Annotated in this window: 15 protein-coding genes; 8 read left to right on the forward strand and 7 right to left on the reverse strand. The window is 66.6% G+C overall.

The features are described from left to right. Positions 1-304: 304 nt before the first annotated feature. From ACIPK7_RS15650 to ACIPK7_RS15665, 4 genes are all read left to right on the forward strand, one after another. Positions 305-2,302 (forward strand): TonB-dependent receptor family protein, encoded by a 1,998-nt coding sequence (locus ACIPK7_RS15650; RefSeq protein ID WP_401088993.1) that lies wholly within the window; start codon positions 305-307, stop codon positions 2,300-2,302. A gap of 198 nt (positions 2,303-2,500) precedes the next feature. Beyond that, complete coding sequence (locus ACIPK7_RS15655) at positions 2,501-3,124, forward strand: hypothetical protein (protein ID WP_192432693.1); 624 nt, start codon at positions 2,501-2,503, stop codon at positions 3,122-3,124. 134 nt (positions 3,125-3,258) lie between these two features. Continuing rightward, on the forward strand, positions 3,259-4,644 hold the full coding sequence (locus ACIPK7_RS15660) for an NAD(P)/FAD-dependent oxidoreductase (RefSeq protein ID WP_401088741.1): 1,386 nt from the start codon (positions 3,259-3,261) through the stop codon (positions 4,642-4,644). 10 nt (positions 4,645-4,654) lie between these two features. After that, on the forward strand, positions 4,655-4,999 hold the full coding sequence (locus ACIPK7_RS15665) for a cupin domain-containing protein (protein WP_192432691.1): 345 nt from the start codon (positions 4,655-4,657) through the stop codon (positions 4,997-4,999). Here the strand turns inward: ACIPK7_RS15665 and ACIPK7_RS15670 are convergent. Next, positions 4,989-6,464 (reverse strand): PucR family transcriptional regulator, encoded by a 1,476-nt coding sequence (locus tag ACIPK7_RS15670; RefSeq protein ID WP_401088743.1) that lies wholly within the window; start codon positions 6,462-6,464, stop codon positions 4,989-4,991. The genes ACIPK7_RS15665 and ACIPK7_RS15670 overlap by 11 nt on opposite strands. Before the next feature lie 262 nt (positions 6,465-6,726). Here ACIPK7_RS15670 and ACIPK7_RS15675 point away from each other — a divergent pair, with 262 nt between their 5' ends. Beyond that, positions 6,727-7,767: an ABC transporter substrate-binding protein gene (locus tag ACIPK7_RS15675; protein ID WP_192432689.1), complete on the forward strand. Its 1,041-nt coding sequence runs from the start codon at positions 6,727-6,729 to the stop codon at positions 7,765-7,767. 171 nt (positions 7,768-7,938) lie between these two features. Here the strand turns inward: ACIPK7_RS15675 and ACIPK7_RS15680 are convergent, their stop codons facing one another. The 3 genes from ACIPK7_RS15680 to ACIPK7_RS15690 form a co-directional block, all read right to left on the reverse strand. Next, positions 7,939-10,512 (reverse strand): PAS domain-containing protein, encoded by a 2,574-nt coding sequence (locus ACIPK7_RS15680; RefSeq protein ID WP_401088745.1) that lies wholly within the window; start codon positions 10,510-10,512, stop codon positions 7,939-7,941. A 144-nt stretch (positions 10,513-10,656) separates the two neighbouring features. Beyond that, positions 10,657-10,920 carry a DUF2892 domain-containing protein gene (locus tag ACIPK7_RS15685; protein ID WP_401088747.1) on the reverse strand — a complete coding sequence of 88 codons (264 nt, stop codon included), beginning with the start codon at positions 10,918-10,920 and terminating at the stop codon, positions 10,657-10,659. A 91-nt stretch (positions 10,921-11,011) separates the two neighbouring features. Next, positions 11,012-12,751, reverse strand: a complete 1,740-nt coding sequence (locus ACIPK7_RS15690) for a response regulator (protein ID WP_401088749.1) — start codon at positions 12,749-12,751, stop codon at positions 11,012-11,014. A gap of 149 nt (positions 12,752-12,900) precedes the next feature. On the opposite strand from ACIPK7_RS15690, the gene ACIPK7_RS15695 reads away from it, so the two are divergent. Genes ACIPK7_RS15695 through ACIPK7_RS15705 form a run of 3 tightly spaced genes read left to right on the forward strand, consistent with a single transcriptional unit; the run spans position 12,901 to position 17,865 of the window. Beyond that, complete coding sequence (locus tag ACIPK7_RS15695) at positions 12,901-15,825, forward strand: autotransporter outer membrane beta-barrel domain-containing protein (RefSeq protein ID WP_401088751.1); 2,925 nt, start codon at positions 12,901-12,903, stop codon at positions 15,823-15,825. 49 nt (positions 15,826-15,874) lie between these two features. Continuing rightward, positions 15,875-17,431, forward strand: a complete 1,557-nt coding sequence (locus ACIPK7_RS15700) for an EAL domain-containing protein (protein WP_401088753.1) — start codon at positions 15,875-15,877, stop codon at positions 17,429-17,431. A gap of 29 nt (positions 17,432-17,460) precedes the next feature. After that, positions 17,461-17,865 (forward strand): g-type lysozyme inhibitor, encoded by a 405-nt coding sequence (locus ACIPK7_RS15705; protein ID WP_192432683.1) that lies wholly within the window; start codon positions 17,461-17,463, stop codon positions 17,863-17,865. A gap of 3 nt (positions 17,866-17,868) precedes the next feature. Here ACIPK7_RS15705 and ACIPK7_RS15710 read toward each other — a convergent pair whose 3' ends face one another. The 3 genes from ACIPK7_RS15710 to ACIPK7_RS15720 are packed head-to-tail and all read right to left on the reverse strand — an operon-like array spanning position 17,869 to position 22,035. Further along, entirely contained in the window at positions 17,869-19,413 is a 1,545-nt protein-coding gene (locus ACIPK7_RS15710; protein ID WP_401088755.1) for an MDR family MFS transporter, read from the reverse strand. Beyond that, a complete protein-coding gene (locus ACIPK7_RS15715) occupies positions 19,406-20,551 on the reverse strand; it encodes an HlyD family secretion protein (RefSeq protein ID WP_401088756.1) in 1,146 nt (381 codons plus the stop codon). The genes ACIPK7_RS15710 and ACIPK7_RS15715 overlap by 8 nt, the downstream gene beginning before the upstream one ends. Next, positions 20,548-22,035, reverse strand: a complete 1,488-nt coding sequence (locus ACIPK7_RS15720) for an efflux transporter outer membrane subunit (protein WP_401088758.1) — start codon at positions 22,033-22,035, stop codon at positions 20,548-20,550. Before ACIPK7_RS15720 ends, ACIPK7_RS15715 begins: the two co-directional genes overlap by 4 nt. Between the last annotated feature and the right edge of the window lie 57 nt (positions 22,036-22,092).

Below are 22,092 nucleotides of genomic sequence, written 5' to 3' on the forward strand. Positions count from 1 at the left end.
AATTAACTAGATAGTACAAACGTCGAAGATGCGCCTTTTGTCAAAAAAAACCGGGACGAATGAGATAGCCTTCTCCGGCTTTTGCCCAGAACTTCCAGACCCACAATGGCCCTGCGCAGAGGCTGCCGAGACTGGCAGCATCGCTGCTCGGTCCTACAGAAGAATCCTAGCCGCCGTGCCTGTTTCCCGCTCCGTTGTGCCCGCCCGCCTCAAACTGCTGCCGCTGCTGATCTGCGGTGTCGCCCACGGCCAATTGGCCCGCGCCGCCGACGCGCAGAGCGCCGAGCAAGCCCTGGCCGAACCCATGGTGGTGACGGGCGCCTACGCACCGGTATCGAGCTTCGACCTGCCGTTTTCCATCGACACCGTGCAGCAGCCGCAGCTCAGCGACGGCCAGCTCGGCGTCAATGCCTCCGAAGTGCTGCAGCGGGTGCCCGGCCTGGTGGTGCAGAACCGCCAGAACTACGCGCAGGACCTGCAGATTTCCTCCCGTGGCTACGGTGCGCGCTCGGCCTTCGGCATTCGCGGACTGAAGCTGCTCAGCGACGGCATCCCCGCCAGCACACCGGACGGCCAGGGCCAGGCAGCCACGCTGAACCTCGACGTCGCTGACCGCATCGAAGTGCTGCGCGGCCCGGCCTCGACGCTTTACGGCAGCAACAGCGGCGGAGTGATCCAGATGTTCTCCCGCGACGGCTACGGCCCGCCGAAGGTGGGGGCAGAAACGACCTTCGGCAGCGACGGTTTCAACAAGAACCACCTCTATGCCGAGGGTGGCACCGACCAGGCCGGCTTCCTGCTGGACGCCTCGCGCATGGATACCGACGGCTACCGCGACCACAGCGCCGCGCGCCGCGACCAGACCTTCGCCAAGCTCAACTTCAAGCCAGACGAAGACAGCCGGATGGCGCTGATCTACAGCAGCCTGGAGCAGAACAATACGCAGGATCCGCTGGGCCAGACCTGGGACGCCTATAAGCACGACCCGCGCTCCGTCGCGCCGGCGGCCGAGCTGTACAACACGCGCAAGAGCATCGACCACCAGCAGCTGGGCATGAACTACGAGCGCTATTTCGGCGATGCGACCCTGCAGTTCAACCTCTACGCCGGCCAGCGCAGCGTGGTGCAGTACCTGTCGATCCCCCGGACCGTGGCCTCCAACTCCCAGCGTGGCGGCGGCGTGGTGGACTTCGACCGCGAATTCCATGGCGGTACCCTGCGCTGGATTCAGCCGGTGCACGGCGTGCCGGGCGAGCTGACGGTCACCACCGGGGTGGACTACGACCGCAGCGAGGATGACCGCAAGGGCTTCCAGAACTTCAGCGGAGACCAGTTGGGCGTGAAGGGCGAGATGCGGCGCAACGAGAACGACATCGCCACCAGCCTCGATCCTTACGTGCAGGCACGCTGGGAACTGGGTAACTGGACCTTCGACGCCGGTCTTCGGCACAGCACCATGAAGATGGAAGTGGATGATCGCTACCTGGCCAACGGCGACTCCAGCGGCTCGAAGAAGTACCAGCAGAACAACCCGTCGCTCTCCGTGATGTACGCCTTCACGCCCGAGCTCCATGGCTATGTCAGCGTCGGCAAGGGATTCGAGACCCCGACCCAGGCGGAGATGGCCTACGCGCCGGGCCTCGCCGAGAGCTTCAACTTCGGCCTCGATCCGGCCACCAGTACCCAGTATGAGATCGGCCTGAAGGCCAAGATTGCCGGCAGTACACGGGTCAACGCGGCGATCTTCGAGATACGCACCGACGACGAGATCGTCGTCGCCAGCTCCAGCGGAGGCCGCACCAGCTACCAGAACGCCGGCAAGACCTTGCGCCGCGGTTTCGAGCTGGGCGTGCAGAGCGACCTGTCCGAACACTGGCAGGCCAACCTGGCGTACACCCGCCTGGACGCCACCTACGACGAGGACTTCGTCGAGAGCGGCAGTACCATCGAGAAGGGCAATCACCTGCCCGGTGTGCCCGGCAGCAGCCTGTTCGGCGAGCTGGTGTGGAAGCCGCAGGATGGCATCAGCATGGGCTTCGAAGGCCAGTACCGCAGCAAGGTCTATGTCGAGGACAGCAACGAGGACAAGCCCGCGCCCAGCTACGCGGTGTTCAACTGGCGCACCCGCTTCGAACAGCATCTCGGGCCCTGGACCTTCCACCAGTTGGTGCGCCTGGACAACCTGCTGGATCGGCAGTACGTCGGCTCGGTGATCGTCGGCGACAGCAACGGGCGTTACTACGAGGCGGCGCCGGGGCGGTCGTGGTATGCGGGGGCGGGGCTGGAGTACCGGTTCGATTGAGGGGGCGGTGCCGTGTGGTTCACGAGCAAGGACTAGGCGTCCCCTCGCTCCTACAGGCAAGCGCCGGAGCTTTCGTTGTAGGAGCGAGCTTGCTCGCGAACCCGCATGTCTCTGTGGCCGATCATCGGCATCGGGGGACCATAAAGGCTGCGAATCCTCTATCCTCGCGTCCTTTGCATTTCCTGAGACGAGTTGGTAATGGGCAGATGGGCAATGGGCGCACTGTTGATGTGCGTGGCGGGCATGGCGTCGGCGGCTGATCCGCTGTTCGGCAAGTACAACTACGGTGCGGCGCAGAAAGGCTTCGGCAAGCAGCAGGGTTTCGTCGAATGCCTGCAGCCGATGGGCGTCACCGCACGCTGCAAGGATGGCGTGGACTACGCTGGCACGCGCTTCCGCCTGGCGCTGACCTTCGACAAGCAGAAACTGGTCGAAGCGGTGCTCTATAGCGAATACAACGACGCCGCCTACCGGCGCGTGCTGCAGGAGGTGGCCAAGCGCTTCATGCTGGTGGCCATCGCCGACGACAAGAACGTGGTCGACGTCCTGGCGCACACCCTCAACCCGAACCGCACCGAGGCCGACGCCAAGGCCATCGGCGACTTCGAGACCCATGCGCTGCGCAATGGGATGATCAGCTACCGCCTCTACGAACAGCTCGACAAGTACATCAAGCCGGGCCTCGACGCCCGCCAGGTACTGGCCACCGTGCCGGCCAGCATTCGCGTGGCCGAAGTCACGGTGAAACACGGCAAGTCGGAGAACTGGCTGATCGTGAAGTTCGCCAAGCCGGGGCTGGCGCCGAAGAAGCCCAAGGCCTGATTTCCCCGGCAGGAGCGCACCGGCTTCATATCTTCGTATGAGGCCTTTCCCCGGATTGCATGGAACGGACGATTGTTCGCCACTGGCCTGAGGCAGGACAGTGGCGCCACTACCGTTCAACCTGGAATCCGCACATGAAACGTTCCCTGTGGCTGGAGGAAATCGCCTCCGAGCTCACTCCGCTGCCTGCACTGGAAGGCCCGCTCGACGTCGACGTGGCCATCGTCGGCGGCGGCTTCGTCGGCCTCTGGACTGCGCTGCGCCTGCTCGAGCTCAAGCCTGACTGCCGTATCGCCATCATCGAGCGCGATATCTGCGGCGGCGGCGCCTCTGGGCGCAATGGCGGCTTCGTCATGTCGTGGTGGCCGAAGATCAGTTCGCTGGCCGCCCAGTGCGGCAAGGACGAGGCACTGCGCCTGGCCCGTGCCTCGGCGGCGGCCATCGGTGAGATCGAGGATTTCTGCAAGGCCCACGACATCGACGCGCACTTCCGCCGTGCCGGCTGGTTGTGGACTGCCACCACCGCCGCCCAGCGCGGTGCCTGGAAGGGCGTGCAGCAGACCTGCGAGCGCCTCGGCGAGCCGGTGTTCCAGTCACTCTCCGACAGCGAAGTGGCGCGCCGCGCGGGCTCCGCGAAGCACCTCGAAGGCGTGCTCGAAGCTAGCAACGCCACCGTACAGCCGGCCCGCCTGGTGCGCGGCCTGCGTCGGGTGGCGCTGGAGAAGGGCGTGCGCATCCTCGAGAACACTCCGATGGTCAGCCTGGATCGCGGCCGGCCAGCGGTGATCCGTACCCCCGGCGGCGAGCTGCGCGCACCGAAGGTGGTGATGGCGACCAACGCCTGGGCAGCGGCGATTCCCGAACTGCGCCGTACCATCCTGCCGGTGACCAGCACCGTGGTCGCCACCGCGCCGATCCCCGAGCGCCTGGAGCAGATCGGCTGGACCGGTGGCGAAGCCATCACCGATTCGCAGCTGATGGTCGACTACTACCGCACCACGCAGGACGGCCGCATTGCCTTCGGCAAGGGCACCGGGATGATCAGCTTCGCCAGTCGTATCGACGAGAACTACGACCACAACCCGCAGCTCAGCGAAGACACCGAGCAGGACCTGCGCCGCACCTACCCGCAACTGGACGACGTGCCGGTGACCCACAGCTGGTCCGGGCCCATCGACCGTACTTACGACAGCCTGCCGGTGTTCGGACACCTGGAGGACGCGCCGCACATCGTCTACGGCATCGGCTGGAGCGGCAACGGCGTCGGCCCGAGCCGCCTGGGCGGGCGCATCCTCGCCAGCCTGGCGCTGGGCATCGATGACGAATGGAGCCGTTGCGGCCTGGTCGGCCGGCAGCCCAAGCGCTTCCCGCTCGAACCGGTGCGCTACGTCGGCGGCCTGATGGTTCGCGGCGCGGTGCAACGTAAGGAACAGGCCGAGGCGCAGAGCCGCAAAGGCAGTTGGTTCGACCGTACCCTGGCCGGCTTCGCCCCGGCGGGGCTTGAAGACAAGGACCTCTAGGAGAAAAACCATGCCCCAACCGATCCTGCTCACCGGCACCGCCGGACTCGAACTGCCGGTGCCGCAACCGGTGAAGGAACCCCTGGGCACTCCGGTATCCAGCGCCGCGACCCACGCCGAGGAAGGCGAGGGCGGTCTGCTCACCGGCGTCTGGGAATGCACGCCCGGCCGCTGGCGGCGCCAGGTGCTGTCGCGGGAATTCAGCCACTTCGTCAGCGGCCACTGCCTGTTCATTCCGGACGACGGCGAGCCAATCGAACTGCGCGCCGGCGACGCCGTGCTGTTCCCGGCGAACTGTCAGGGCACCTGGGACATCCGCGAAACCGTGCGCAAGAGCTTCGTGATCATTCCTTGATCCCTGCTATGTCGGCCGAGCGCAGCGCGATCCAGAGGACGGCCACGTCCTCGGTGCAATCCAGCGAGCGCTCGGTGATTTCCTCGATGCGGCGGATGCGATAGACCAGCGTCTGCTTGTGCACGTTGAGCAGTTGCGCGGCCTTCTGCCAGGAACGGTTCTGCTCGAGGAAGACGCGCAGGGTGTGCTGCAACTGGCCACCCTGTTGCGCGTCGTAATCCGCCCGCGCACCGAGCACCCGGCGATGCACGCGCCGTGCTTCCTCCAGGCTTGCCGGCAGCCAGGACTGCTCGCCCTGGGCATCGGCATAGGCCACCAGCGGCCGCTGGCGGTTGGCATGGGCAAGCGCGAGACGCGCCTCGCGTAATGCCTCTACCGCGCGTAGTGCTTGGCCCAGCGGATTGCTGTGGCCAAGAGTGCAGTCCAGCTCGGCCTGCAGCGTTTCGGCCTGCGCCGGATTGCTCAGCAGCAGGATCAATTCATTGCCCTGATGGCGCACCAACAGGCCCATTCCCAGTCGTTGAAGACGCTGCTGCCAGTGTTGCGGCAACTCGCCCGTAGCGCGTGCCAGCGCCAGGCAGGCGGCATCCACCGGGCAGTTCAGCTGCGTCAGACGCTCCTGCGCGGCGCGCTCGGTGAGGCGCTGCTGCAGCAGGTCGTCCAGCAATTCAGAACCCAGGCGCAGCATGCGCTCGTGCTCGACCTGGGCGCGCTCCAGCTCGATACCCAGCACCGCCACGATGTGATGCAGCAGGCCGTAGTCGAGCAGCTCGCCGCCCGTGGCGAGAATTTCGCAGGTGGTCAGCGACGGCAGCGGCATCACCAGCGCTTCCTGTTCGCCATTGCTGCAGCGGGTCACGGTGTCCGGCACCGAGCGGCGCTGGGTGAGGGTTGCCCGCCAGCTGGCCGGCAGCGGCGGCAGGCTATCCTGCCAGGGGCGCAGGGTGGCCGAGTCGAACAGATAGAGCTGCGCGCGCACGTCGCTGCACAGCCGGCGCAACAGCCCGGAGAGGCCGAGACCGCGCAGGCCGATGCGGGCGCTTTCATAGATACGCGTCACTGCGCTGCGGCGTTCGTGCTCTTCCTGCTTGCTGGCGTCGACGATGGCGCGGGTCACGGCGGAGAAGGGCACCGCGTAATCGGTCATCAGCAGCGGGAAACCCAGTTGGCAGGCTTCGTCCTGCAGGGCCTGGATATCCGCCGGGGCTTGCATGTTCTCGCCGATCATCAGCCCCGAGATGCGTGCCCCGGCCAACCGTCGCAGGTAATCCCGTTGCGCCTGGGACTGGGCGGGAATGCCGATGCCGGTGGTCATCAGCAGGTCGCCTTCGCCCAGCCATTCGGTCGGGTCCGCCAGTTCGCAGACGTGCGCCCAGCGAAGGCGCCGTCCGATGCCTTCGCTGCCGCCGAGCAGGCGGGTGCGCAGGGAGGCGTTGTCGAGGATGTCCTGGATATGGAAAGGCATGGCGAGTCCGCGGGCATGAGTGGCTATCGATCGGGCGGCAAGCATGCCACCAAGCGCGAGGGCCTGTCGCGCCTGGCCTGAGCGAACCTTGCGGGCTTCGTACCGGGATACGAGCAGGGCCTTCAGAATTGTAGTTCCGTCTGATTGTGGAGCTCGGCGGCGGCCCCAAGACTAGCTGGCAGTGCGCCATGCGAGCCCTTGGAGGCCTCGGATGGCGCCGTCTGCCGCGAGGCGGGCCGTCTACTCACCGGAGACCATAACAATGAACAATATCCTGAGTTCCTCCATCGCCTGCGCCCTGGGTTGCGCGGCGACTTTCCCTGCCTTCGCCGACCTCACCGTGGTCTCCCACGGAGGCGCCAACAAGGCTGCCCAGGTCAAGGCCTTCTACCAACCCTACATGCAGCAGAGTGGCAGCCGCCTGATCGCCGACGAGTTCAACGGCGAGATGGCCAAGGTCAAGGTGCAGGTCGATACCGGTAGCGTCTCCTGGGACGTGGTGGAGATGGAAATGCCGGAACTGGCGCGGGCCTGCGACGAGGGCCTGCTGCAGGAAATCGGCGAGCAGCCGGGCATCGCCAAGCTTGCCCCGGAGCTGCTGGACGGCGCGGTACAGCCGTGCGGCGTGGGCTTCTTCGTCTGGTCCACGGTGCTGGCCTACAACGCCGACAAGCTCAAGAGCGCGCCAACCGGCTGGGCGGATTTCTGGGACACGCAGAAATTCCCCGGCAAGCGCGGCCTGCGCAAGGGCGCGATGTACACCCTGGAGTTCGCCCTGATGGCCGACGGCGTGGCGCCGAAGGACGTCTACGCCGTGCTCGGGACGAAGGAAGGCCAGGATCGCGCCTTCAGGAAGCTCGACCAGATCAAGCCGAGCATCCAGTGGTGGGAAGCCGGCGCCCAGCCGCCGCAGTACCTGGCTTCCGGCGACGTGGTGATGAGCTCTGCCTACAACGGCCGGATCGCCGCCGTGCAGGATGAAAGCCAGCTGCGCGTGGTGTGGAACGGCGGCATCTACGACATGGACGCCTTCGCCATTCCCAAGGGCGCGAAGAACACCGAGGAAGGCCTGCGCTTCATCCAGTACGTGCTGCAGACCGAACAGCAGAAGAACTACGCGCAGCAGATCGCCTACGGCCCGGTGAACCGCGCCGCGGTTCCGCTGGTGGATGCCGCCCGCCGCCCCAACATGCCCACCGACGAGGCCAACCTGGCCGGTCAGGTGGCGATGAACGCAGCCTTCTGGGCCGACCATGGCGAGCAGCTGGAGCAGCGCTTCAACGCCTGGGCCGCCAAGCAGTAAGGCTTCACAGTGTGCGGCGTCGCCGCACTTTCAGGCCGCCTTCGGGCGGCCTTTTTTATGGGCGCGGCAGCAGCGGCTCCCTGCAGGAGTGGGCAATGCCCGCGAACGGCGCGGCCCTGTGCGCCGCGGGGCCGCATCACGGCGCTGGAAGGGGTCGCCTGCCGCGCATTCTCAGCCAGCGCTCACCAGTTGCAGCAGGCGCGCGGCGAGTTCTGCTCGGCGGAAGGGCTTGGACAGCACCTCGTAGCCACGGATCTGGCTCGGGGTCAGGTTGGCATAGCCGGTGATGATCAGCACCGGCAGTTCGGGGAAGCGCCGGCGCAGGTCCTGGGCCAGTTGCGCGCCGGTTCGGTCGGCCATGATGTGGTCGGTGACCAGCACATCCGGCAGCAGGCCGTTGTCGATCAGTGCCAGGGCCGCTGCGGCCGAGGGCGCGTCGGTGACCTGGTAGCCCAGGTCGCGCAATTGCAGGCGCGTGGTGTAGCGCACCATGTCCTCGTCATCCACCAGCAGTACATGGATCGGCCGGGGTGCCACCGGGGCATCGAAGGCATCGACATTTTCGCTGCCGATCAGTTCGTCGGTGATCGGCAGCCACACCGTCACCTGGGTTCCGCTGCCTTCCCGCGAGGCAATGGCCAGGCCGCCGCCGGATTGCGCTGCCAGCCCCTGCACCATGGAAAGCCCTAGCCCCGTGCCCTTGCCGACACCCTTGGTGGAGAAGAACGGTTCCAGGCAGCGTGCCAGCGTCTGCGCGCTCATGCCGTTGCCGTTGTCACTAACGACCAGGCCGACGTAGCGCCCGGCGCAAAGGCCTTCGACCTGGCCCTCGGCAATGTCGCTGAGCTTGCCGCCGATCTTCAGTTGGCCGCCATCGCTCATGGCGTCGCGCGCGTTCACTGCCAGGTTGAGGATCGCCAGCTCCAGTTGGTGCGGGTCGACTATCACGGCCGGCAGGCCCTCGGGCACGGCGATGACCACTTCGATCATGCTGCCCAGCGAGCGGGCGATCAGGTCCCGCATGTCACTGACCAGTTCCCGCAGCGATACCGCCTGGGGCTTGAGGGTCTGCCTGCGGGCGAAGGTCAACAGGCGGCCGACGAGGATGCGCGCGCGGTCTGCGGCCTGCAGCGCACCATCGATCAGGGTGGTGGAGCGCTCGTCATCCAGGCGCCGGCGCACCAGTTCCAGGGAGGCCATGATCGGTGTCAGCAGGTTGTTGAAGTCATGGGCGATGCCGCCGGTGAGCTGGCCGATCATTTCCATCTTGCGCGCTTCGTGCAGTTGCGCGAGGGCCGACTCACGCTGGGCGACCATCGAGGCCACGCGCTCTTCCAGGCCTTCATTGAGCCGACGCAGCTCGTTTTCGGCATGGATGCGCGCACTGATATCGACGCAGACGCAGAGCATCCCGGTAACCGCCAATTGTTCGTCGAGCAGCGGCGTCAGCTGGTCCTGCACCCAGACTTCGCTACCGTCGGGGCGCAGGTGGCGGTGGACCTTCTCCTTTGGCGCGGGTGTTCCGGTCAGCACTTCGGCCAGCGACAGCTCGCCAATCTCCTCCAGGTTGGTGCGCAGCAGGTCCTCGCGGGAGCGCCCGACGATCTCGCAGTAGCGCTCGTTGGCGCGGGTGAAATAGCCGTCCCGATCGCACAGCGCGATACCGGCGCTGGCCTGCTCGAACATCGCCGAGAGTTGCGCGGAGCTTTGGTGTAGCGCAGTTTCCGCGCGGGCATGGAGGATGGCGGTCCAGGCTTGCTTGGCAGTTTCCTCGGCCAGGCGCAGCTCGAACTCGGCATAGCTGTGCGGGCGCTCGTGATGGATCGCCAGTACCGCCTCCAGCACGCCGTGGCGGATCACCGGCACATGCAGCGTTGCGGCAAGGCAGAGGTCGCGGCAGGCCTGCGCTTCACTGGCGGGGAGGTTGCCGTCCTGGTTGCGATAGTGCCGGGCAACCGGAAGACCGGCCTGCAGCGAGCGCAACAGCTCGCCACCGAAGTCGCGGTAACGGTGGCGGCCCACGGCGCTTTGGGTCGCATGGAGATATTCGCGGGTGACATTGAAGGTGACGCCATCGCCGTTGTCCTCGCCGAAGAACACCCGTGCAGCGCCCAGCACCTCACCCAGCTTGCGCACGGCGAGGGCTTCGATCTGCTCGGGCTCGGCAATGGCCGGCAGGGTGCGGCCAAGCTCCAGCAGGAAGGCCTGTCGACGTTCGAACTGCACGCGCTCGGTAGTTTCGGTGACGATGCACAACACGCCGCCGATGGAGCCATCGTCGTCTTGCACCGCGGAGTAGGAAACATCGAAGTACACGGTTTCACCGGTACCGAAGCGCTCTATATAGAAAGGCCGGTCCTTCGCCGAGAAGGTCTCGCCGGTCTCACGCACGCCGCGCAGCAGCGGTTCGAGGTCGTCCCACAGCTCGGTCCAGTTCTCGATAGCGGGGCGGCCAAGGGCGCGGGGATGTTTGCCGCCGATGCTGGGTGCATAGGCGTCGTTGTACAGAGCGACATAGTGTGGACCCCAGAACAGCACAATCTGTGCCTTCACCGGCAGCACCGTGCTCATCAGGGTCTTGAGGCTGGCGGACCAGCCGTCAGGGTCGCCCAGCGGCGAGTCGCTCCAATCGCGCAGGCGGATCAGCGTGGCGACGTCCTGATGAGGCTGGCCGCCGTTGCGTGCGAAGGCACCGGTGACTTCGAGAGCCGCCGGTTCGGCGGCGATTTCGGAGAGCTGTTCCATGTCGTCGTAGGCCGCAAGGGTCGGGCGAAGGGCAGTTGTGATTATGAACACAGGATCCGTCGCCGCGTTCCGTTTGAATGAACAGTTCCTGTGCGACGGAGCCCCTGACTATAGCCGGCCGGCGAATGGCGTGGTGACGCTCCGTCAACGCCTTGCGGGCCGGGCAGGGCGCCGGCGCGGGGACGGCTCGGGCAACGGATGCACCTCGGAAACGGCAGCCTGCCCCAGGCCGCTGAAGACTTCTTTGACATTGCAGTGCCCGGTCAGCCCGCGCTTTACCACCAGCACGGCCGCCGCGACTTCCAGCCAGCCGGTCAGGCCGCCACGGCGCACGCCTTTGCCAATCGCGGCAAGGCCGATGGCGACCGACAATGCGCGCTCCCAGTTGCCGACATTCTGCTGATTCATTTCAGGTCTCCCAATCCGGTTGTGCGGAACGGGCGCACAGGCCACGCCCTGAAGCTGGGAGCCAGCGGAGCGCGCGCAGGTTCAGTCGAAGCTACGAATGGTCGCCCTGGCGCGAAAGCAGCAGATGCACGGTGGCGCAGCAACCTTGCCCCGGCAGGTGGGTAACCTGCAGCTCGCCGCCGATGCTGTTGATCAGGTGTTGAGCGATGTTCAGGCTCAGGCTGTTGCGGGCCGGGTTGCGCGCGGGGTAGTCGCGGGTCAGTTCGGAGAGGGAATATGCGCGCATTTCGCTGCGCTTGCTGCCTGGCAGGCCTTCGACTGTGATGCGCACGCCCATCTGCTGCTGCTTCGGGCTGGCGGCGATGCGCAGCTGGACGCTGCCTTCGTCGGTCAGGTCGATCACGTACAGACCCAGGTGGCGCAAGGCTTCGCGCAGAGACTTGGCGTCGACCAGCAGGGACTTGCGCGAGCGACTGTCGGCCTCAAGTTTCAGCGGCAGCTGTTTCTGGTCGGCCGGTGCGTGCAGAACGTCGAGGACCTCGGCGGCAAGCTCGTCCAGCCGCGTCGGCAGCAGGGGGACTTCGTCCTGGGCGATGAGCGCGCGCTTGAGCGAGGCGCCGTGAACCCGCAGCTCTTCGAGTATCGCCAGGGCCTGGTCAAGGTCTGTGGCGCCGGGCTGCGCGAGGGTGTGGGCTAGCGCTTCGATACGCTCGTTGAGATGCGTCGTCGCGCTGGTGAACAGGTCGGTCAGTTGCTGGTGCGCCAGTTCGCTGGCTTCGGCGCGGCTGCGCTGTTCGTTGAGCTGGTCGTAGCGCTCGGTGATATCGGTGCTGCAGCAGATCATTCCGAGCAGGTTGCCGTCGCCGTCGCGGTAGGGCGTGCCCCAATGGTGCAATACGCGGCGCTGGCCATGGACGGTGAGTTCGATGTCCTTGTTGAAGGACTGTTCCTCGCTGATGGCCCTTTGCAGGAAGCGCAGCATGTTGCGTGCGTCGCCCGGCTGGTACCAGTCCACCTCGGTGGTGCGGGTGCCGAGTACGTCGTCCAGCTCTGCTTTGTACAGCTCCAGGTGCGCCGGGTTGGCGTACACCAGGCGTGCCTCGGTATCGCGGACGTAGAAAGCCGCCGGCAGGCTTTCCACCATGGAGCGCCACATGGGCGCTTCGCCTCCGTCGGCGCCCGCGTCATGGGTATGGCTTGCCGGTGCCGCAAGATGGTTGCGGCGCGCGAAGTCGATCAGCTCGAGCATGCTGGACAGGTTGAGCTTGCTGCGCATACGTGCGCGGTAGGTGCTGACGGATTTCTCGCTGATGGTCAGCTCGTGGGCGATTTCCTGGTTGCTGTAGCCGCTGGCGAGCAGGCTGAGCACGCTCAGTTCGCGGTTGGACAGCGCTGCCACGCGCTCGGCGTCGTTCTCGTGGACGCTGCCACGGTGCACGCTGCCGAGCATGTCGGCGGGGAAGTAGCTGTGCCCGCGCAGGACCACCGCCAGGGCCTCCTTGAGCCGGTCGATGTCCTGGTGCTTGCTGACGAAGCCCGAGGCGCCCACCTGCAGGAAACGGCCAACATAGTGCTCCGAGTCCTGCGTGCTGTAGCCCAGGATCGGCAGCGTCAGGCCCCGGCTGCGCAGGCGCGAGATCACATCCAGGCCGGTGAGCTGCGACAGGTCGATGTCGATGATCAGCAGGTCCGGCGCGAGGCGGGTGGCCAGGCTCAGCGCCTCCAGGCCGTTGCAGGCCTCGCCGACCACGCTGTGGCGCTCCGCCTGCAGCAGCATACGCACCGCGTAGCGGGTCATCGGGTGTTCGTCCGCGATCAGTATCCGCGCCATCTGTTCCCCCTGGGTTGCCCTTCACTCTAGGGCATGGTGATCGCACTCGTGTAATCATTTTCCTACAAATCGTGACTGGTTTTCGCATCCTCACTTTGAGCGGGCACGCCAAGAATGGCCTCAACCGCTTCCCCTCAAGGTGACTCGCCATGGAACCCCTCACACGCAGTCCCAACCTTTCCCGCACACCGCTGGCACTGTTCATTGCCATGCTCATCGCCTCTCCGGCGCTGGCTGTGGACTTCAACTCCCCGCAGGTCTTCACCGCCACCAGCGCGCTACCCCACGCGCTGGTGCAGTCGCGCGTCGATATCCCCGGCAACGGCCCTGCCGTCAACGTGCAGGGCACTGACTTTTCCCTGCGTGATGTGCTGCTGCGCAACGCCGGCAGCGGCGGCGCGCTGCAAGCTCTCGGCGGCGCGGTTCTGGACGCGACGGCGCTCGATGCGCAGACGCTGGGTGGCCGTAGCCCGGCCATCCGCGTCGACAGCAGCTCCCTGCGGCTGAGCGATTCGAGCCTGGTGACGCGCGGCATCCTCAGCTACGGCATACAGGTGTCGGGGGCCTCGGCCCTGCAGGTGGAGCACTCGCGCATCGAAACCTTCGAGACCAGCAGTACCGGCATCCTCGTGGAAAGTGACGCGCTCCCCGGTCTGGTCAGCCACTCGCAGATCCACACGCACAAGGCCGAAAGCGCCGGCGTCGGCCTGAGCGCCAGTGGCCCGCTGGAGCTGGTCGACACACGGATTCTCACTGAGGGCGGTTCCAGCTACGGCGTTTCCGCGAACAACGGCAGCCGGGTGCTGCTGAGCCAGGGCAGCACGGTGAACACGCAGGGTGACCATGCCGCTGCGCTGAGCGCGCGGGAGGGCTCCGCCATCGCCATGAGCGACGGCTCGGTGTTCACCCAGGGGCGCCAGTCCGCAGCCGCCTGGGCCGGCCGCTCCAGCCAGATCGAGCTGCACAGCACCCAGTTGCTGAGTGCCGGCGTCCAGGCCCCTGCGCTGGAGATCAGCGGCGGCAGCCGTATCGGCCTGCAGGACAGCCAAGCCGCCAACGTTGATGGCAGCACCGTGCTGTTCTCCGGAGGGCAGGGTATCGGCCAGCTGGAACTGACCGACTCGACGCTCACCGGCCAGCAGGACCTGATCGAAACCGCCAGCGGCAGCCAGGGCCATGTCGATGCCCACTCCGCGCACCTGCATGCCGTCGCCGGCAGTGCCTTCCTGGTCCGTCCGGGCAGCATGCTGAGCGCGGCCGTGCAGGGGGCGACGGTCGAGGCTCCGACCCTTGCCAGCGTCGAGGACAACGGCCAGTTCGACCTGCTCGCGGAGGGCAGCAGCCTGCACGGCAACACGCAGCTGCTGGCTCCGTCCCGTGGCCGGCTGGACATGGACCTGGGCACCAGCACCTGGGAGTTTGCCGGTAACGCATCGCTGGGCAATCTCAAGCTGCGCGATTCCACGGTGTTCTTCAGCGGGCCGGGCTACCAGGTGCTGACGGTCAACGGCGACCTTACCGGCAACGGCCGCTTCCAGATGAAAACCGACCTTTCCACCTCCCAGGGTGACTTGTTGCAGGTGCTGGGGCAGGCCCAGGGCAGCCACGAACTGCTGGTGGCCGACAGCGGCCGGGACGCGCAGGGTGCGCCGCTGAAGCTGGTCGGCACCGCTGGCGGAGCCGGGCAGTTCAGCCTGCTGGGCGGCCACGTCGACGCCGGCGCCTTCCGCTATGGGCTGCAGCAGCAGGGCAACGACTGGTACCTGGTGCAGAACGGGCAGGTGGTGCCGATGATTGCGCTCACTCCGTCGCTGCGCCCGCAGTTGGTCCCGCAGCCCAATGGCAGCAGCATCCCGATGACGGCGCTCAACCCCTCGATACCACCGCAGAAGGTGCCCCAGCCCAACGGCAGCAGCGTGCCCATGACTTCGTTGAATCCGTCGCTGCGCCCGCAACTCGTGCCGCAGCCCAATGGCTCGAGCATTCCCATGACGGCGCTGAACCCCTCGATGCGCCCTCAGCTGGTGCCCCAGCCCAAGGTCGATACGCTGCCGATGACGGCGCTGACACCGGCGAATCAACCCGCCGTCGCCACGGGTACCCCGTCCATTGCAATGAGCACACTGACCCCGGCATCGCACCCGGCCAGTCAGGCCCAGCGCCTGTCCAAGGGCGCCAACGCCGCATTGGGCATGCAGAGCGCCGCCGCCAACCTCTGGCAGAGCGAACTGGGCACCCTGACTCGCCGCCTCGGCGAACTGCGCCAGGGGCACGACCAGGGCGGCCTGTGGACCCGCGCCATGGGTGGCAAGCTGAACGTCGATAGCGGCGACAGCCGTGCTTTCGAGCAGAGCCTGGGCGGGGCCGAGATCGGCGCCGACCGCGCCTTCGAACAGGCTGACGGCACCCTCTACGTCGGCGGCATGCTCGGGGCTGGCCATGCCGACCAGGACTTCGGCGAGCACAGCTCCGGCGACCTCGACAGCCGCAGCGTCGGCCTCTACGCCACCTACGTGCGCGAAGACGGCTGGTACCTGGACTCGGTACTCAAGTACGACCACCTGCGCGGCGAAGTGAAGGTGCCGACCAACACCGGTGGCCAGGTCCGCGGCCACTACGACTCCGACGCCTACGGCGCCAGCGTCGAGCTGGGTCGCACCGTGCAACTGGGCCAGGGCTGGTTCGTCGAACCGCAGGTGCAACTGGCCGCGGCCCATCTGCAAGGCCCGCAGTACACCAGCAGCGACGATCTGCAGGTGGACGGCGACGCCGTGGACTCCGTGCAGGCCCGAGCCGGCGGCCGCGCCGGGCGCAACTGGCAGCTGGATTCCGGTGCGCAGGTGCAGGGCTACCTCAGCGCTTCGTGGATCGACGAACTGGCTGGCGACAGCACGGTGAAGGTCAACGGCCATTCACTGGACAACCAGCTTCCCGGCTCGCGCGCCGAGCTGGGTGCCGGTGGCTCGCTGCTGCTCAGCGCCCATCAGAAGCTGATAGTCGAGGCCCACTACGCCAACGGCCACGAGATCGAGCAACCGCTTTCCCTGACCCTCGGTTACCGCTACCTCTGGTAATCGATCTTCCCCGCTCGGGCGCACGTCGTGCGCCCTCTGGAGGCTCATCATGAGTCGCGCTCGCATCGTCAGGACCGGCATCGCCGCCAGCGTGCTGGGGGTTGCCCTGATACTGGCCGGCACCAGCTACCTGGCTTGGAGGTTGGTCCTGCAGCACACCGCCGAACGCCTGGAAACCCTGGTCCGGTTGGCTTCGCAAAGGGCCGACGAAACCTTTGCCCAGGCTGCCTCGGCGCTGCGCGAACTGAACCGTTCGCCGCTACCGCCGTGCTCCGTGGAGGGCATCGAAGAGATGCGCCTGGTAGCCATCGACACGCTGGCGGTGAAGGCGGTGGGTTATGTCGAGGAAGAGGTCTTCGTCTGCAGCTCGTGGGGGTTGACCGACCGCGGGATACAGCGCTGGCCTGCCGAGTTCCGCACACGAGAGGGACTGGGCGTATCAGTCAACGTGCCGCCCTTCGTGGCGCCGGCCAAGCCGATGCTGTCGCTGCAGGACGCGGCCTTCAACCTGCTGATCGACCCCGAGCACTTCCTCGAGACGTCCCTGGCGCCCGGCGTCAGCCTGGCCCTGGGTACGCCGACCGGGCAGTGGCTGGGCAAGCCAGCCGCCGGTTTCGCCCAGGTGCTTACGCGCATCCACGGCGAGCCGCAGACCGCGCTGCGCGATGGCTATATCTACACACGGGTTGCCCACGGCAACTGGCAGACGGTTGCGGCCGTCAGCCGCGAGGAAATGCTCCATGACCTCTGGCGCGAGCTGCTGATGCTCGCGCCACTCGGGTTGCTGCTCGCCGGGTTGTGGTGCTGGGCAGTCGAGCGCCGCGTAAGCGCTAGCCTGTCGCCCCTGGCGGTGCTCACACGGGCGGTCGCCAACGGTGAGTTCAGCGCTTTCTACCAGCCCATCCTCGACCTGCGCGATGGCCGCTGCATCGGTGCCGAAGCCCTGGTGCGCTGGCGCCGCCAGGATGGCTCGGTCGTGATGCCAGACCGCTTCCTGCCACTGGCAGAAACCAGCGGGCTGATCGAGCCGATCACCTCCCAGGTGATCGCCACGGTGTGCCGAGAGCTGGGCGAAACGCTTGCCTCGGGGCAGTTGCAGCATGTATCGATCAACCTCTCAGCGCGGGACATCGCCAGCGCCGCCTACCTGCCGCACCTGACCCGGGAGCGGCAGCGGGTGGGAATTGCAGCCCAGGCTATCTGGCTGGAAGTGACCGAAAGCAGCCTGTTGAGTATCGACGCCGCGCACCGGACACTGGCGCAAAGCCGAGAAGCGGGCCACCCGATTGCCCTGGACGACTTCGGCACCGGTTACTCCAGCCTGCAATACCTGCGGCGCCTGCCGCTGGACCTGCTGAAGATCGACCGCTCCTTCGTCCAGTCGCTGTCGGCCGGCACGCCGTGCCCGGTCACCGATCACACCATCGCCATGGCGCGCCAGCTGGAGTTGCTGATGGTCGCCGAAGGCATCGAGACCGACGAGCAACTGCAGTACCTGCGCCAGCGCGGCGTGCAATACGGCCAGGGCTGGCTGTTCGGCAAGGCGATGCCGCTGGACGAATTCCTCGCTTACATCGCCGGCCAGACCTGGCTGGCGGCCTCATGACTTCCAACTCCTGAAACAGGATGATCACCATGAAAACCTCCCTGCTGCTGTTCTGCCTGCTCAGTGCCAGCCCCGCACTCGCGCTGGCCGCCGATACCATTACGACGGTCCCGGTGCACTTCGCCAAGGGCGCGAGCAGCACCACCGTCAAAGGTAGTTTCAAGGGCTATGACACGGTTCTCTACACCCTTTCGGCAAAGGCCGGGCAGCACATGAAAGTCGCTGTCAGCGGCAGCAACAACGCCAACTTCAACCTCTACGCGCCAGGCGACGAACCAGGCGAATCCACCGCCCTGGGCAGCGGCGCCGTCGGCCAGGATTGGAGCGGTGCATTGCCGGCCTCGGGGACCTACAGCGTGCAGGTCTACCAGATGCGCGCCACCGCCCGCCGCGGGACGAAGGTGGACTACAGCATTCACGTCGGCATCCAGTGACGATCAGGCCTGGCGGTTGCTGCGCAGAGCCAGCGCGGCCACTGCACAGGCCAGCAGGGCGAGGAAGGACAGGTAGAACGCATCTCCATAAGCCATGAGTAATGACTCATGACGGATATGTGCGCCGAGGCGGGCGAAGGATTCGGCCTGTGCCGGCAACCACTCGTTGATCCCGAAGGTGCTGGCGGGCTCGCCTTGCAGGCGTTCTTGCAGGGCAGGGGAGAAAAGTGTCACCTGCTCGCCGATGCGTTCGGAGTGGAAGCGCTCGCGCTGCGACACGATCTGTGTCAGCGCCGCCGTGCCGACCGCGCCGCCGAGGTTGCGCAGCATGGAGAACAGCGCCGAGGCCGAGCCGGCCTGCTGCTTGGACAGGCCCGAGACTGCCAGCACCGACAGCGCCACCATGATGAAAGGCTGGCCGATGCCGCGCACGACCGTCGAGGGGATGATCACGTTGGCTGCGCTGTCGGCGTTCAGGTGCGCACCCAGATAGCAGCCCAGCGCCATGATGGCAAAGCCGCTGGCGACCATCAGTTTGGGGTTCAGCCAGCGCATCAGGCGTGGCATCAGCGGGGCCAGGAGCAACTGCACCAGGCCATAGGCGATCAGGCTGACGCCGATCTCGCGGGCGTTGTAGCCGTGCAGCTGGGACAGGTAGTTGGGCACCAGGAACACCAGCCCGAAGGTCGCCGCGCCGAAGATGAACATCGCCGCGCTGGCCACACCGAAGTTGTAGCCGGCCAGCAGACGCAGATTGATGAAGGAGCGCCGCCCGAACAACTGTGTGTAGATGAACAGCAATAGCGCAATCACGCCGATGACCAGCATCCAGACGATGAAATCGGAACCGAACCAGTCTTTGCGGCCGCCTTCCTCCAGCACGATCTGCACCGCGCCCAGACCGACGATCATGCTGGCGATGCCCAGCCAGTCGCCATTGCGCAGTTTTTCCAACTGCATGGTTTTGGGCTCGATGGCCCAGGCCACGGCGGCCAGCAGGAGCACGCCGGGGATCAGCTGCAGGTAGAAGATCCAGCGCCAGCTGTAGGCATCGGTGAGCCAGCCGCCGATGGACGGGCCGGCGGCCTGGGCGACGCTGTTGGACAGGCTGAACAGCGCCATGCCCATGGCCACCCGCGAGGCCGGAAGCTCAGTGATGATCAGCTGGAACGACAACGGGATCAGCACCGCGCCGGCCGCACCCTGGATGACGCGAATAGCAATCAGGGTGGCGAGGTTGGGGGAGAACGAGCACGCCACCGAGGCCGCCAGGAAAATCGCCGAACCCACCAGCATCACCCGCCGCAGGGAGAACACCTCCACCAGCCAGGCGGTCAGCGGGATCATCACGATCTCGGCGACCAGATAGGCCGTGGAAATCCATGACCCCTCCTCGAAGCTGGCGCTCAGCGAACCCTGGATTTCCGGCAGGGCGGCGCTGGTGACGTGGACGTTCATGCCGGCCATGAAGCAGCCGAACAGCCCGCCGATCACCGCTACCCAGGCCTTGAACGAGGTCTTTTCGCTGTTACTGGCTGCGCTAGTCATGCGGTTGCACCTCGCCGTCGCGGGTATCGACTTCGGCGATCACCGACATACCGGGCAGGATCGGCGCCTGTTGCCGCGCGCCGCCATCCAGGGCGATCCTCACCGGGAAGCGCTGGACGATCTTGGTAAAGTTGCCGGTGGCATTGTCCGGCGGCAGCAGGGCAAAGATCGCCCCGGAGCCAGGCGAAAAACTCTCGACGCGACCGTGCATCACGGCACCGGGGAAACTGTCCACACGCACTTCCACCGGTTGGCCGGGACGCATCCGGCGCAGCTGGGTTTCCTTGTAGTTGGCCACCACGTAGGACTGTTCCACCGGTACCAGTGCGAGCAGCGGCAGGCCGGGCGTGACGTACTGGCGTTGCCGCACGCGGCGCTGGCCGACCACGCCGGCAATGGGGGCACGGATCAGCGTGTCGTCCAGTTCGTGCTGCGCCAGGGCGAGGCTGGCGTCCGCTTCGGCGGCGTGGGCCTGCTGCTGTCGCAACTGGGCGGCGGCCTGTTCGCGACTGGCCTGGAGCACGCTCAGGCGGGTGCGCTGCCGGCTCGCCGCCGCATCGGCACGGCTGAGTGCCGAGCGCGCGCGGGCGAAGTCCGCGGTGACGCTCTCCAGTCGCTGGCTGCTGGCGGCCTGCTGGGCTACCAGATCGCGGTAGCGCTGGAAGTCCAGTTGCGCGCGCTGGCGTTCGGCGCGGGCACTGTCGATATCGGCGACGGCCTGGTCGATCAGCGCCTGCTGTTCCTTCAGCTGCGCATCCAGCGTTACCAGAGCCGCCTGCTGTACGGCGATGGCAGCCCGGGCTGCGGTTTGCCGCGCCCTTGCCTGCTTCATGCGGGCCTGGTAGTCGCGGTCCTCGATGCGCACCAGCGGAGTGCCGGCGGCGACGCTCTGGTTGTCCTCCACCAGCACCTCGGCGACATAGCCGGATAGCTTCGGGCTGATGGCGATCCAGTCGGCGCGTACATAGGCGTCGTCGGTTTCTTCCAGGTAGCGGCCGACACCGGTCCAATAGATGCTGTATCCCAGTGCGGCGAAAGTGAGCACGCCGCCGCCCAGCCACAACAGTCGGCGCTTGCGCTCGATCCTGCTGGTCTGTTCGGCGGAGTTGGCTTGTTGTTCATCGACGGCCATGTTCATCGGGCGGGTCCTGTGGAATGGGTGGAGTACTCGGCGAGTTCCCGGGCCGGCGTTTCCTGCCAGCCGCCGCCAAGGGCGTGGAAGAGGTCGATCTGGCGCTCGACCAGTTGCCGGTCGGCCTCGGCCTTGTCCGCTTCGAGGCGGACCATGGCGCGCTCGCTGTCGAGCACATCGAGGAAGTCCAGCGCGCCGGCCTGGTAGTTCAGTTGTGCCAGGCGGTAGGCGTTGCGGCTGCTGACCAGGGCACCAGTCAGCGCGTCGCGGTGGCGGCTCTCGCCGTTGTAGCGAGCCAGGCTCTGGCGTACCTCCTTGAGCGCAACCAGCGCCTGCTGCTGGAAACGAGCGAGCTGCTGGCGTTCGTGGGCCTGGGCGCCGTCGAGGTGGGCTCGGGTAGTGAACAGGTTGGGGAAGCTCCAGCTGATCAGCGGCCCGACCGCATAGGTGATCGCCTCGTGTTCGCCGAGGTCATGCAGGCGCTGGGCGGAAGAGCTGATCGACGCGCCGAAGGAGACGCTCGGGTAGAAGTCGGCCTGGCGTGCGCCAACTTCGTGCCCAGCGGCGGCCAGCGTGCGCTCGGCGGCACGGATGTCAGGACGCCGCTGCAGTAGTGCCCAGCCATCACCGACCGGGAGCGCCCGGCTGAGTTGCGGTACGTCCTGGCAATCGCTGACGGCTGCCGGGAGTTGTTCCGGCCCGTTGCCGGTGAGCACGCCGAGTTCCTCCAGTGCGGCCTGGTGTTCCGCCTGCAGGTGCGGCAGCAGGGCACGTGTCTCTTCCAGCAGGCTGCGCACGCGATCCACCTCCAGCTCGGTGACCAGGCCGGCGCGGCGCTGGCGGAGTGTGAGGTCGAGGCTGCGTTCCACCGTTGAGACCGAGTGCTGCTGGATAGCGGCCCGCGCGGCGTAGGCGCAGGCATTGGCGTAGGCGCGGGCAGTGCCTGCGGCGATGTTCACCAGCAACTGGTCATGGGCTGCCTGCGCGGCTTCAGCATTGGCCTGGGCAGAGAGGATCGACTGGCGCACCTGGCCCCAGAGGTCGAGTTGGTAGTCCAGGGCGAACCCCGGCGCCTGGTTCCATTGCGAGCCGGCGCGACTGTCGCTGACTTTGGCCTCGGTCTGGTCATCGCGGGTGCGACCGTAAAAGGTCTGCCAGCTCGTCGTGGTGCTCGGCCAGCGCTGGGCCCGAGCCTGGCCAAGCTGTGCCAGCAGTTCGTCGACATGGGCGAGGGAGGCTTGCAGGTCACGGTTGTATTGCAGTGCCTGGGTTACCAACTGGTCGAGCTGTGGGTCCTGATACAACCGCCACCAGTCGGTGGGTGGTGCCTGCTCGGCGGTGGCGGCGGCGAGCGCCTGCCAGTCGCCGCTGGCAGGCAAATGGGCCGCCGGCGTTTCATGTTCGCTGACCGCCGCGCAGCCGCCCAGCAGCAAGCCGGCGCAAGCGAGCGCGAGCAGTGAGTGTCGCGGGTTGGAAGAAGGTATGGGCATGTCGGGAAGTCACGTGGTTTCGGACTTCCGCAGGTTAGGGATTCAGCCGGTGCGGCT

It is taken from the genome of Pseudomonas sp. NPDC086581 (assembly GCF_044746165.1).
Classification (GTDB): Bacteria; Pseudomonadota; Gammaproteobacteria; order Pseudomonadales; family Pseudomonadaceae; genus Pseudomonas.

Excerpts from the sequence above, each read along its gene's own strand:
- ACIPK7_RS15650 (WP_401088993.1), top strand. The coding sequence starts at position 305 with ATGGTGGTGACGGGCGCCTACGCACCGGTATCGAGCTTCGACCTGCCG.
- ACIPK7_RS15655 (WP_192432693.1), top strand. The coding sequence starts at position 2,501 with ATGGGCAGATGGGCAATGGGCGCACTGTTGATGTGCGTGGCGGGCATG.
- ACIPK7_RS15660 (WP_401088741.1), top strand. The coding sequence starts at position 3,259 with ATGAAACGTTCCCTGTGGCTGGAGGAAATCGCCTCCGAGCTCACTCCG.
- ACIPK7_RS15665 (WP_192432691.1), top strand. The coding sequence starts at position 4,655 with ATGCCCCAACCGATCCTGCTCACCGGCACCGCCGGACTCGAACTGCCG.
- ACIPK7_RS15670 (WP_401088743.1), bottom strand. The coding sequence starts at position 6,464 with ATGCCTTTCCATATCCAGGACATCCTCGACAACGCCTCCCTGCGCACC.
- ACIPK7_RS15675 (WP_192432689.1), top strand. The coding sequence starts at position 6,727 with ATGAACAATATCCTGAGTTCCTCCATCGCCTGCGCCCTGGGTTGCGCG.
- ACIPK7_RS15680 (WP_401088745.1), bottom strand. The coding sequence starts at position 10,512 with ATGGAACAGCTCTCCGAAATCGCCGCCGAACCGGCGGCTCTCGAAGTC.
- ACIPK7_RS15685 (WP_401088747.1), bottom strand. The coding sequence starts at position 10,920 with ATGAATCAGCAGAATGTCGGCAACTGGGAGCGCGCATTGTCGGTCGCC.
- ACIPK7_RS15690 (WP_401088749.1), bottom strand. The coding sequence starts at position 12,751 with ATGGCGCGGATACTGATCGCGGACGAACACCCGATGACCCGCTACGCG.
- ACIPK7_RS15695 (WP_401088751.1), top strand. The coding sequence starts at position 12,901 with ATGGAACCCCTCACACGCAGTCCCAACCTTTCCCGCACACCGCTGGCA.
- ACIPK7_RS15700 (WP_401088753.1), top strand. The coding sequence starts at position 15,875 with ATGAGTCGCGCTCGCATCGTCAGGACCGGCATCGCCGCCAGCGTGCTG.
- ACIPK7_RS15705 (WP_192432683.1), top strand. The coding sequence starts at position 17,461 with ATGAAAACCTCCCTGCTGCTGTTCTGCCTGCTCAGTGCCAGCCCCGCA.
- ACIPK7_RS15710 (WP_401088755.1), bottom strand. The coding sequence starts at position 19,413 with ATGACTAGCGCAGCCAGTAACAGCGAAAAGACCTCGTTCAAGGCCTGG.
- ACIPK7_RS15715 (WP_401088756.1), bottom strand. The coding sequence starts at position 20,551 with ATGAACATGGCCGTCGATGAACAACAAGCCAACTCCGCCGAACAGACC.
- ACIPK7_RS15720 (WP_401088758.1), bottom strand. The coding sequence starts at position 22,035 with ATGCCCATACCTTCTTCCAACCCGCGACACTCACTGCTCGCGCTCGCT.